The following is an 11461-nucleotide window of genomic DNA, read 5'->3' as shown; positions in this document are numbered from 1 at the left end:
GTCCTGATGATAGCGGGAATAAGCCCGAAACAGTAGCGGCGCTGGCTGGATCATGCTCATAAATAAGGGCATAGGGTGCTTTTTTGGAGTGGTCCTACGACTTTTTCAGTTGTAGGACCACTCCGCGCCGTTTTCGGGCTTGTCCGAACCAACCGATGCCCTTACTAGTTGTACGTATCAGCAACTGGCCTCTAAGCTGGACCCCTCCGCGTTCATCTTCGTATCTAGGCTGGCAACTCATCCCCCTTATGAATCAAACCGACATCCGCACCCTCGGTGCGCTAAAAAAATCCGGCTATACGCCCCGCTCCGTCAAGCAGGAGCTACGCGACAATTTGATTACCAAGCTGCAAAGCAAGGAAGACGTGTTTCCCGGCATCTTCGGCTACGAAGAAACCGTGATTCCGGACTTGCAGCGGGCTATTCTGAGCATGCACCACATTAATCTGCTGGGTTTGCGCGGGCAGGCCAAAACCCGCATTGCGCGGCTGATGGTAGACCTGCTCGACGAGTACATTCCGGTGGTAGAAGGCTCGGAGCTAAACGACGACCCCTTGCAGCCCTTGTCTGTTTTCGCCAAAAACCTCATCGCTGAGAAAGGCGACGACACGCCCGTAAGCTGGCTGCACCGCTCGGAGCGCTACACCGAGAAGCTGGCGACGCCCGACGTATCAGTGGCTGACCTGATCGGTGACGCTGACCCAATTAAAGCCGCCACGCTCAAGCTGCCGTACTCCGATGAGCGCGTGATTCACTTTGGCCTGATTCCCCGCTCGCACCGGGGCATCTTCGTCATCAACGAGTTGCCCGACTTACAGGCCCGCATTCAGGTGTCGCTATTTAATATTTTGCAGGAAGGCGACATTCAGATTCGGGGCTTCAAAGTGCGCCTGCCGCTCGATATTCAGTTCGTGTTCACGGCTAACCCTGAAGATTATACCAACCGCGGTTCCATTGTGACGCCGCTCAAGGACCGGATTGACTCCCAGATTATCACGCACTACCCGAAATCCATCGAAATCGGTAAGCGCATCACCCGCCAGGAGGCCCGCATCAAGCCCGCCCAGGAAGGCATGGTGACCACCAACGAGCTGGTGCGCGACCTGGTCGAGCAAGTGGCTGTGGAAGCCCGCGGCTCCGAGTTTGTAGATGCCAAGAGCGGCGTGTCAGCCCGCCTGACCATTGCGGCCTACGAAAGTCTGATCAGCGCCGCCGAGCGTCGGGCTCTCATCAATGGCGAGAAGAAAACCTACGTGCGCATCGCCGACTTTATGGCCGCTGTGCCCGCCCTTACCGGCAAGGTGGAGCTGGTATATGAGGGCGAGCAGGAGGGAGCCGGCCTTGTAGCTGAGAAGCTCATGGGCAAAGCCATCCGCACCTACTTCCTCAACTACTTCCCCGACCCCGACAAGCAGAAGAAAAAGAAAACCATTCCGAACCCCTATAAAACCGTGCAGGATTGGTTTGGCAGCGGCAATACGGTAGATGTGCTCAACGACTCGTCGGACAAGGACTACCGCAAGTCTCTGGACGAGGTGCCCGGCCTGCGCGACATCGTGACCTTCCTGCACCCCAACGAGGACAAGGATACGACCTACTTCCTGATGGAGTTCTGCCTGCACGGCCTGGCCGAACACAGCCTGATTTCGCGCAATCGCGTGACGGCCGGCACCCAGTTCAAGGATCTGCTCAGCTCCATGTTCACCATGCCCAGCTTCGGCGGGGATGAGGACGAAGACGAGGAAGAAGAGAAGCCCCGCCGCCGTCGGTAGGTTCGTTTAGCGTTGAATAACGAGAAAAGCCCCCCAGCTATCAGCTGGGGGGCTTTTTTATGAGCGGAAGCTTGAGTACAGAGGATTATATGTTCCGAGATTTAGCGTCGTTTTTAGCTGCCTTCAGGCGCAGCTGACGAGCCTTAAGCTCTTGGTTTTCGCTTTTTGCGCGCAGCTCCAATTCATCCACAATGCGCTTTTGCTCCTCTACGCGGCGCTCCATTTCCTGCACCTGCGGATCGGAGGAGGTGCCGCCGCTGATAAGGGAGCAGCTCATGGCTAGCGGCAGGGAAAGAAGGAGAATGCCTCGTTGAATGTTGGTTCTTAAGATCATACTATAGGTATTTTAAGGTATGCTACTCTTACGGGCCTGCTTTATAAATTGTTCATAATATGCCTGTTACAGCGCTTTGCGGGCTGCTCGGTCATCAAGCTTACGCTGGGCATCAGGCGCGCATATAGAGGAGCAAATAAAAGAGGCAGCCTATGTAGAACATAAGTTGCCTCTTTAAATACAATTGCCTTTTAGCCTTTATGGTTTAACCTCAAAAGCCAGAAATTGGGAAATCTGGGTGTTGTTAAAATTGTCGTCGGAGACCAGAATTAAGGAGCGGTTGCCATTGGGCAGTTTCGGGCCGAAAGTCATGCCTTCCAGATTATCGATCCGACGGATGCCGGTGGTAGCTACGTCTAGCAACAGGCGCTTGCGTGCGGGTTTGTAGTTCGCGCCCTGCAATGAATTCAGCCCAGAGATATTGGTAGCACCTGCCAGGTCAACCTCGTAGATCTTCACTGCATAGTCGGGCGTAGCGCCCACGGCAAACGAGCGCTCCATAACCAGCAGTCGCTTATCCGAAAGAGCCAGCACCTCCACTATGCCATTGAGGCGGAATTGAGTAGAAGGGGTAGGGGCCTGATGCACGGCGTCGAGCAGGTAGGCGTACTGGGCGATGGGCTGGCGCGTTGCTTTGTTGTACTGCACGATGCGGGTGGGCGAGTTAGCTACGCCCACGTCGGCGCGGGGACCATCTTCGTACAGGGGCTCTTCTTGGGAAGCAAACAGATAGCGCCCATCGGGCGTGAGCGACAAGCCCTCAAAACTCCCGTTGGAACGAGTACCATTGTCGGTGGCCTGAATGCGGAACAACGACGGCAGCGTGAAATCAGCCACGTAGGAGCCGTCGAGATTGGCCTCGCGCAGGAATGGCTGGTTGAGCACGGGCGGAGTGAAGGTCAGGTTACGAATGCCCTCACTCGACCAAATAATGTGCATTGTGGTAGGGTCGTAGCGGATACCTTCCGGGTCAATGGCATTATACCGATCGGCGGCCAGGCTGGGAAAGGTGCCGCCGTCGGGGCGCTTCAGTGTAGTAACGCTCGTAAACATGACGCCCGAGAATTGATTCTGGTCAAAGCTGAGGTTGGCCGTATAGTAGCGGACGGGCTGGAATGCCGACGCATCGTCGCACATAATGTAATAGGAGCCATTATCGGCGCGATAATCAATGCTGGAAAAACCCCCCAGCGTGGTGCCATTGTAGGTTTGACTAAACTGCACTATCTGCTCACCGATAAAGCGGAGCGAAGAAACCTGAATAGGCTTGTTAATAACGAACGGGTTGCCATCGTCGTTGCAGGCCACCATAAAGACGGCAGAGCAGCAGGCTGCTATGCGAAAAAGTTGTTTCATAGAGGTGTATGGTTTAGTGAGTGAGTAGTAAATAACGGAATTACTCTGCTTAGGTCGGTTAAGGAAACTTTATATTTTTTCTTGGTTTGCTTCAGTTGCTTCAAAAGGCATATTTAGTGATCATAGCCTAGTGTTTGCCTTACCTAATGCTGGCTTCAGTGCTGAATCTCCTCTTTCCTCCCCTAAACTTATCGGTAATAGAAAAAGCTGGCCTGATCTGTTTCAGGCCAGCTTCCATACAAAAAAGCTTACCTCCATCTTATATAGCAGATGCCGGAAACTGGTGGCACCCGCCTTGCTTAACCGCTCCTAAAGCTTCATCAAAAGAAGCGGAAAATGCGCTGCCTGATTTCTTTTGGCAAAAAGGGCAGGCGTGCATGTCGCCATCCGTGTCAACATACAGGAAGCGGTCGGCGCCGCCGCTGCAGCCCATGCGCCGCTGGTGGTAGCCATAGTAATGCACAATGGGCCAGTCGTGGTAGTCGCCGCTATAATTGAGCTTGAGGTAAAACTCATCTAACAACTTTATTTGGGCCGGGCTTAAGTCAACTTCCTGCTGGGCGTAGTGCCCCACAGCCCGCGGCTCCAGCACATGAATAAACGTGACGCCCAGCTGCCTGGCCATCATCGCGTATGCCATCAGGTTTTCGGCGGTCGTAAATGCCTGGGTGGCGCACAGCGTCAGGGCTACTACAAGGCCCGCTTCCTTCGCATTAACCACGGCCTGAATGGCTTGCTGATAGGCGTCTGCCGAGCCCCGAAACGCATTGTGCCGGGCGGCCTCGTGATGGTCGAGGCTGATGGAAACGCCCGTCAGGCCAGCCTGCCTGAGCCACTGTGCATTGGCAGGCGTAAAGTTGAAGCCGGAGGTAAACACCCAGAAGTCGGTGCCGGATTTGGCCGTGCGCAGTACCTCCAGCATGTCGTTGATCCGTACCATTGGCTCGCCGCCACTAAAAAAAATATGGGTGACGCCACGGCTTTGGAAGTTGGCCACCATCGTGCGCAAATTGGCCAAGGAAAGCTTCTCCCGCTGATTCAGCGCATCCCACTCAAAGCAATGCTCGCAGGCCAGGGGGCATTTTTTGGTGATGGCCATAAACACCATCTGCAAGGTGTTCTGGTCGGGGCGGAAAGGCACCAATCGGTTGAGAGTAGTTGCCAGGTAACTAGTGAAAGCTGGGGAGGGCCAGCCGGGCTTCTGAAATTCCTGGTAATAGCGCCCGGCCACGCAGGCTATTTTTCGCACCTGAAGCTCACCATAGTACGTTTCGCGCAGTAGCTGCACCTGCTTGGCCGCCTGGCGTATTCTGGCCGGCGTCCGCAGGTAGTGGAACACCAGCTTTTTTCCTGCCAGACTAATCACTCCATTCAGCAAAGCTCGCTTGAGCGGTGACGCAACCACCGTAGGGGACAAAGTGGGCAAGGCAACGGAAACCAGCGTTGCGGCTGCTGGAGCGGTGGCGGCATCCAGGTATTTCAGCTCAGGAATAAGGGTTGATTTCATCGTACTTAAGGATTGACTAAGGCCAGATTCATTTCCCGCTGCGACTCCTGATATTTTTCCTTCGAGAACTCAATAAAGCGTCCCGGCTGGCGGAAAGCGTAGAGCTGGGGCAGATTAGGTATTCCCTCGTACTGCCGAATGTGCTCGTAATAGCCGCGCGTGTGCAAAAAGGCTGTGCGGTGTTGGGCAGGCTGGCTGGCCGCTGGCGGCGTGGCGCGGTAGGTAAGCGTAACCTCCGTGCCGGGATGGAGCTGCTGCAAATAGTCGGTATCTACTTTGGAAAGCACCTGGCGCTGGTTGCGGCCGATTTCGTCGCAGGCCGTTTCTGGGGGGCTTTTTTCCAGGCGTACCGGCTGATTCGGGCTGAAATCGACAGCGGCATAGTCCAGCTCCCAGAACATGAAGCCCGTCTCTACTTTCACTTGCACTGGCTGGGAAGCAAGCCCTTCCGGCAGGGTAAAGGGAATGACCAGGTCGCGGGAGGCGAGGGGGCCAACCGTGGGGATATTGTCGATGAGCTGCCAGCCGTTGGCGGTTTTGAGGGAGATTTTCAGCGGAATGCCTTGGTCTAGTGACCACTGGTTTAGCTCCTTGGCAGGAACGTCTTTCTGAGTAAGTGCCCATTTATTGTAAGCGTCCCCAAATTTCTTGGTGAACTCGCCGTAGAGGTAATCCAGCCACAGCGAGTTCTGAGCGTGGAGCACCAGCTTGCCCGTTTTGGATTGGGTGGGATTAGCGAAGCTGAGCACCACACTGTTTTGGGTTGCGCCCGGTGCGGCTTCGTTGAAGAGAAACGCTTTGTGGTCGGTGGCGGCCAGCTGGGTTGTATAGTTGACGCCACCCATGGAAACGACATTGGTAGGCACCTGAGGCCGGGCAATGGTATGCGCATTACCGACTTTGTCCAGCAACACTTGCACGTTATCGGCGTGGTGTGCCACCCACAGCTCGGCTACATTGGTGTACTGCCGCTCGCGCAGCTCATTCGTGATTTTGACTTGAAATTGCCCCTCAGTGACTTGGATGTCAGGTAGAGGCATATAGTCGTCGCGCTCCGATGGCGCAAAAATAGCCCCGCCGTATGCTTCACCCACAAACTGGTACTGCTCGCCATTGTGCACATACACAAATGGACAGGAGCTTTTGGTGAGTAAGGCGATAACCCCTATGAGGGTGAAAATACCTGCCCATATGCCCGTTGCACCAAGTACGTGAGAGAGAATATTTTTGCCGGTATTCGCTTCAACTACATCCAAGCGATTCATCGCCGTGAGCGGAATGTTGATCTGCTCGCCTTCGCCCGCTTGGAAGTCGGTGATATACAAATGCACCAGGTTCAAGGCCAGCTCTTTATTCTTTGATTTATAACGGGGTGAGCCACCACCGGGCGATGGCGCAGGGTAGGTAGCTAAAGCGGGAGTTAGGGTTGCTTTCTGCCCGGTAAGTACTTCGTCCTTGAGCTGCGGATTGTTGAGCTGCCAAACCTTGCTGCCCTGATGAATCAGGAATAGCTTGGATTCGGCCAGTCGGGTAACCGACACCGGAGTAACTTCCTGGGGCTTTGTGCGGTAGTAGTTGCACCCCGAAATCAGGATTACGTGGGCGGCCAGCGCAAGCCAGCTAAGCGTGGTAGCTACCAGCCGTTGGCGAAACAGCCGCACAGCAGCAAACGCGGGAGTAGAGGGAGGGGCCATATAGGGGGAGTGAAGCGGTTAATCTGCTGGCGCGCCTTCCGATGAAATACGAAGCGCTTGTGCTCACCTCTAAGTAGCGCATTGTAATTAGGCAGGCCAAACCAATTGTGGCGCTTATTCGACTTTAAATAAAATATAGAACATTGTATAATCGGATATAGATCATGTAGTTATAGATCAAAAAATCAGACTTTGTAATCTGTGCCATTACTGTCTAGTTAGTTGTTCCAATGATGGTTGAATACCAAAAAAAGCCCCCCGGATACGTCCGGGGGCTTTTTTGGCAAAATCAACAACAGGAGCTTACGCCTCCGTTACCACAATCTTCTGAATATCGTCGTTGGCTTTGATCTGGTCAATAACGTCCAGGCCTTCTACTACTTTGCCGAATACGGTATGCACGCGGTCGAGGTGGGCAGTATTTTCCCGCGAGTGCACGATGAAGAACTGCGACCCACCCGTGTCTTTGCCGGCGTGGGCCATGCTCAGAATACCACGGTCGTGGTATTGGTTGTCGCCGGAGGTTTCGCACTTGATTTTGTAGCCGGGGCCACCGGTGCCGGGTGCGCCTTTGGCACCTTCGCGGGTGTTGGGGTCGCCGCCCTGTACCACGAAATTGGGAATGACGCGGTGGAATTTCATGCCGTCGTAAAAGCCTTTCTGGGCCAGGTCGGTGAAGTTCTTTACGGTTTGGGGAGCGTCTTTTTCAAAGAACTCAACCTTCATTACACCTTTGTTGGTGTGAATCTCAGCAGTTTTCATGCGGGTAGAAATAAATTTTTAAACAGAAAGTGCAAGCTGGTGCTTAATAAGCTCAACTAAGCGGCGCAAAGGTAGCCAAAACCCAGTGCGCGCGTGTCCACTGTTCAGCTTATTTCGTACGCCTCATCACTCAATCTGCACTCCCTTTCTCTGCCTTACCACCTTACTTTTTTTTCTCTAACCAAAACCCGATCCGCGTCTTATGAAAAAGACCCTGAGAAACACTTCGCTTACGTTGCTTACCGCCACCGCCTTTGCTTTTGGCATCACGAGCTGTGGTGACAACAAAACCGCCGAGACGACCACCACCGAAACCACCGACATGGCCATGACCGATACCACGGCCATGGACCCGGCAATGGCCATGAACGACTCGTCGCGCATGGATACCTCGGGTAAAAACCTGGCCGAAAACGCCATGGCCGTGTCACAGATAAGCACGCTTACCACGGCCCTGAAAGCCGCTGGCCTCGATGATGAAGCAGCCAGTGCCGGCCCGTTTACCGTATTCGCGCCCACCAACGCGGCGTTTGAGGCCCTGCCCAAGGGCGCGCTCGATGGCCTGTTGAAGCCCGAAAGCAAACAAAAGCTAGTGGGTGTATTGACCTACCACGTCGTAAAAGGTCGTCTGATGGCCGCCGATCTAAAGGATGGCCAGCAGCTGACTACCATTCAGGGCGAAAAGCTGACGGTAAGCACGGCAGGTGGTAAAGTAACCGTGAACGGCGCCAATGTTGTACAAGCCGACGTGCTGTCGAACAACGGAGTGGCCCACGTAATTGACCAGGTATTAATGCCCGCCGCCAAGTAAGCGCAGGTATTCATTCTTCATACAACAAGCCCCTCAGAGTCAATCTGGGGGGCTTTTTCTGCTATAAGAGAAGGCGTGGTTTTTAGAACGGATTGGTAGCCCACACATTTAGCTCGGTGATAAAGCCGCGGTCATCCATTTCCAGGGCACCTTTGATAGCGGAAGCAATTTCTTCGCCGCGCAGCTTATTAGGTTGCTCTGGCCGCTCCTGGCGCTCCTGGCTGCCGAAGGCGGTTGTTACCTCGCTGGGATTTATCAGGATGACGCGCACATTGTACTTACGCAGCTCACTTTGCCAGCATTGGGTCATACCGCGCAGAGCAAACTTGGACGCTACGTATATCGAGCCGCTTTCGTAGCCTTTGGTCGCGGCCGAGGAACCGATATTAATAATATTACCCGACTTCTGCTCCATAAACAGCTTCGCCGCTTGCTGGGCCATTAGCGCGGCCCCCACGATATTGGTGTCGTGCACCCGCTGAAAATCTTCGGGCGTGATATCCACCAGTTGTTTACTGGTCCCAATGCCGGCATTATTGATCAGGCAATCCAGATGGCCGAACTCAGTCAGAAACTCTTGGTAAGTGCGCTCCACATCGGCGGGCTTACTGACGTCGGCCGTGATACCAAGTGCCCCTAACTCCGTGGCGGCGCGCCGAACAGTAGCCGCCGTACGACCCGTGATAGCCACTTTAGCGCCATGCTGAACCAATAATTTGGCGGTCGCGTAGCCAATACCGAGCGTGCCGCCAGTAATGAGGAAGGTGGAATTTTGAAGTTGCATAAGTGTCTGCTTTCTTATGAAAACGCGACTTATACTGGTTTGTTCGCCCGCGGAAGTGTATTTGCTTGTGCCCAACATACTATTAGGCAGGCTGGGCTAAATAAATCAATAGATGGAAAAGTGGTCTAATGCCGATTATCCTGGCCAGCCAGCATGCTCAGGTAGCTGTCGTAGCGGGGTAAGGCGATACGGCCTTTATCGACGGCTTCGCGCACCACGCAGCCGGGCTCGTGTACGTGTTGGCAGTTGTGGTAGCGGCACTGGTTAAGCAATGCCCGCATCTCAGGAAAGAAGTGCGCCAGCTGGGCCGGCGGAATATCGACCAAGCCCAGCTCTTTAATTCCCGGCGTATCAATCAGATACGTGCCCGCCCGAACTTCCAGCATCTCGGCAAACGTAGTAGTGTGCACGCCCTTATCCGAAAACTCGCTGATTTCGGCTGTCTTCAGGTCCAGATCCGGCACCAGCGCATTGATAAGGGTGCTTTTGCCTACGCCCGAATGGCCCGACAGCAGCGTTACCTTCCCATCAAGCAAAGCATCAACCGCCGCCAGGCCTTCACCCGACTGGGCCGAGCAGCGCAAACTGGAGTAGCCCGTGCGCTGGTACATCGTCGAAATCTGGTCCTGATAGCCCGACAAATCGTCGTCGTAAAGGTCAGTTTTATTAAAAATAAGCGTTATCGGAATACTATATGCCTCCGCCGTCACCAAAAACCGGTCGATGAACCCGAACGACGTGGCCGGCGACACCAGCGTTACGACCAGCAAGGCCTGGTCGAGGTTGGCGGCAACGATGTGGGCGTGCTCAGTTTTGTGCACCGAGCGGCGGATGATGTAGTTGCGCCGCGGCTCGATGTGGTGAATCACGCCGGCCCCTTCGGTTTGCTCTTCTACCGTAAACTCCACCTGGTCGCCTACGGCCAGCGGGTTGCTCACCTTCAGGCCTTTATGCTTGAACTTGCCGCGCAGCCGGCAGCGGTGCAGCACGCCCGTGCCGTGTTCGCGCACTAGGTACCACGAGCCGGTTGATTTGATGACAGTGCCAGTCATGGGAGAGTGCTTGATTAAATTTTATTGACAACAGGTACGACATCCATCCTCGCTAGTGCCGCCATGATGGTGGCGGTAGCGCCCGCCTGCTGGTGCACGTATTCCAGGCTCATATCCTGCACGCGCAGCCGAACCTCGCTCTGGTGCCATAACAGTCCAAAGGCCGTTTGCAGCTCGGCCGCCGAGTGGATTGGAAAGGCACACCCGGCCTTCACCAGATCCATGGCTTCCTGAAACTTGGTGTAGGTTGGCCCGAAAAACAGCGGTAAGCCAAAGGCCGCGGCTTCCAGCGTATTGTGCAGCCCTTTGCCAAACGCCCCGCCGATATAGGCGTAGGTGCCAAAGCGGTAGAGCTGACTCAGCAAACCCACATTGTCCATGAGCAACACGCGCGCTTGGGCCACGGTAGCCGGCGTAGCGGTTGAGTAGCGCACTACGCGGCCCGGCAGAGCCGCTTCCACCAGGGCCAGGTTGGTTTCCGTGATTTCGTGAGGTGCAAACAGGAAGCGCATCTGGTCCTGATACTGGCGCAGCAGCGGAGTGAGGGCCGGCAAATCTTCGGGCCAGTTGCTGCCCACGATGAACACCGGCGCGCCATCGGCCACAAAGGCTTCTACCAGCGGCAGTGGCCTGGGCGAAGCCAGGGCCGTACGCACTACCGTATCGAAGCGCGTATCGCCGGCTACGCTGGCCTGCCGGATGCCGATAGTGCGCAGCAACTCAACCGAGGCCTCATTTTGAGTGAAGATGTGCGTGAAGCGGCTGATGATTTTGCGAAAAAAAGCCCCCCAGGGTTTGAAAAACACCTGCTGCGGCCGGAAAATAGCCGACACGCACACCACCGGCACGCGGCGGCGCTGAAGCTCGGTCAGGAAATGATACCAGAACTCGTACTTCACGAATACGGCCAGCCTTGGGCGTACCGCGTCGAGAAAGGCGCGGGCGTTGGCGGCGGTATCGAGGGGCAGATAGAAAACGTAATGCGCGCCGGGCCACGCTTTGCGCACGTTGTAGCCGGAAGGCGAGAAGAACGTGAGCACCAGTTTAAAGTGCGGATGCTCCTGAAGAAAAGCCTCCATCAGTGGGCGGCCCTGCTCAAACTCACCCAGCGAAGCGCAGTGAAACCATACTAGCGGCGCCGTTTCGCCCTTTAGCGTCTGCTGAATGTGAGGCAGCAATCCGCGCCGCCCGCTCAGCCATTGCTCTGCCTTCGGCACAAACGATGCGACCAAGCGCAGCAGCAAGGCATAGGATTGGAGAGCAAGAGTATAGAGAAAGAGCAAGGAATCGGGTGTCAGTAAATAAAAAATGCGTCTGTCCTGCTGAAGCAGTACAGACTACAGCCGGGGGGCAAAATTACAGCCTTCTGGTTAGTCATTAGCAAAAAAG

10 protein-coding genes are annotated in these 11461 nt (G+C 55.0%); 2 read left to right on the top strand and 8 right to left on the bottom strand.

The window, feature by feature from the left end:
* The first annotated feature begins 248 nt into the window (after positions 1-248).
* A complete protein-coding gene (locus tag B9A24_RS19395) occupies positions 249-1772 on the top strand; it encodes a sigma 54-interacting transcriptional regulator (RefSeq protein ID WP_084447673.1) in 1524 nt (507 codons plus the stop codon).
* A gap of 85 nt (positions 1773-1857) precedes the next feature.
* Here B9A24_RS19395 and B9A24_RS19390 read toward each other — a convergent pair whose 3' ends face one another.
* From B9A24_RS19390 to B9A24_RS19370, 5 genes are all read right to left on the bottom strand, one after another.
* Entirely contained in the window at positions 1858-2049 is a 192-nt protein-coding gene (locus tag B9A24_RS19390) for a hypothetical protein (protein WP_084447672.1), read from the bottom strand.
* Between the two features lie 255 nt (positions 2050-2304).
* Positions 2305-3462, bottom strand: coding sequence for an esterase-like activity of phytase family protein (locus tag B9A24_RS19385; RefSeq protein WP_084447671.1), 1158 nt, complete (start codon positions 3460-3462; stop codon positions 2305-2307).
* Positions 3463-3721: 259 nt separating this feature from the next.
* Entirely contained in the window at positions 3722-4969 is a 1248-nt protein-coding gene (locus tag B9A24_RS19380) for a radical SAM protein (protein WP_084447670.1), read from the bottom strand.
* A 5-nt stretch (positions 4970-4974) separates the two neighbouring features.
* A complete protein-coding gene (locus B9A24_RS19375; protein WP_143435071.1) occupies positions 4975-6663 on the bottom strand; it encodes a hypothetical protein in 1689 nt (562 codons plus the stop codon).
* Between the two features lie 303 nt (positions 6664-6966).
* Positions 6967-7425, bottom strand: coding sequence for a peptidylprolyl isomerase (locus tag B9A24_RS19370; RefSeq protein WP_084447668.1), 459 nt, complete (start codon positions 7423-7425; stop codon positions 6967-6969).
* Positions 7426-7627: 202 nt separating this feature from the next.
* Between B9A24_RS19370 and B9A24_RS19365 the strand changes: the two genes are divergently transcribed.
* Entirely contained in the window at positions 7628-8236 is a 609-nt protein-coding gene (locus B9A24_RS19365; protein ID WP_084447667.1) for a fasciclin domain-containing protein, read from the top strand.
* Between the two features lie 82 nt (positions 8237-8318).
* On the opposite strand, the gene B9A24_RS19360 is transcribed toward B9A24_RS19365, so the two are convergent.
* The 3 genes from B9A24_RS19360 to B9A24_RS19350 form a co-directional block, all read right to left on the bottom strand.
* Positions 8319-9020: an SDR family oxidoreductase gene (locus tag B9A24_RS19360; RefSeq protein WP_084447666.1), complete on the bottom strand. Its 702-nt coding sequence runs from the start codon at positions 9018-9020 to the stop codon at positions 8319-8321.
* A 125-nt stretch (positions 9021-9145) separates the two neighbouring features.
* On the bottom strand, positions 9146-10072 hold the full coding sequence (rsgA, locus tag B9A24_RS19355) for a ribosome small subunit-dependent GTPase A (protein ID WP_084447665.1): 927 nt from the start codon (positions 10070-10072) through the stop codon (positions 9146-9148).
* A 14-nt stretch (positions 10073-10086) separates the two neighbouring features.
* Positions 10087-11355, bottom strand: a complete 1269-nt coding sequence (locus tag B9A24_RS19350) for a 3-deoxy-D-manno-octulosonic acid transferase (RefSeq protein ID WP_084447664.1) — start codon at positions 11353-11355, stop codon at positions 10087-10089.
* Positions 11356-11461: the final 106 nt, after the last annotated feature.

This window comes from Hymenobacter roseosalivarius DSM 11622, assembly GCF_900176135.1.
Classification (GTDB): domain Bacteria; phylum Bacteroidota; class Bacteroidia; order Cytophagales; family Hymenobacteraceae; genus Hymenobacter; species Hymenobacter roseosalivarius.
This window is presented reverse-complemented; position numbering and strand designations above follow the sequence as displayed.

Excerpts from the sequence above, each read along its gene's own strand:
- B9A24_RS19360 (WP_084447666.1), bottom strand. The coding sequence starts at position 9,020 with ATGCAACTTCAAAATTCCACCTTCCTCATTACTGGCGGCACGCTCGGT.
- rsgA (WP_084447665.1), bottom strand. The coding sequence starts at position 10,072 with ATGACTGGCACTGTCATCAAATCAACCGGCTCGTGGTACCTAGTGCGC.
- B9A24_RS19395 (WP_084447673.1), top strand. The coding sequence starts at position 249 with ATGAATCAAACCGACATCCGCACCCTCGGTGCGCTAAAAAAATCCGGC.
- B9A24_RS19370 (WP_084447668.1), bottom strand. The coding sequence starts at position 7,425 with ATGAAAACTGCTGAGATTCACACCAACAAAGGTGTAATGAAGGTTGAG.
- B9A24_RS19385 (WP_084447671.1), bottom strand. The coding sequence starts at position 3,462 with ATGAAACAACTTTTTCGCATAGCAGCCTGCTGCTCTGCCGTCTTTATG.
- B9A24_RS19375 (WP_143435071.1), bottom strand. The coding sequence starts at position 6,663 with ATGGCCCCTCCCTCTACTCCCGCGTTTGCTGCTGTGCGGCTGTTTCGC.
- B9A24_RS19365 (WP_084447667.1), top strand. The coding sequence starts at position 7,628 with ATGAAAAAGACCCTGAGAAACACTTCGCTTACGTTGCTTACCGCCACC.
- B9A24_RS19380 (WP_084447670.1), bottom strand. The coding sequence starts at position 4,969 with ATGAAATCAACCCTTATTCCTGAGCTGAAATACCTGGATGCCGCCACC.
- B9A24_RS19390 (WP_084447672.1), bottom strand. The coding sequence starts at position 2,049 with ATGAGCTGCTCCCTTATCAGCGGCGGCACCTCCTCCGATCCGCAGGTG.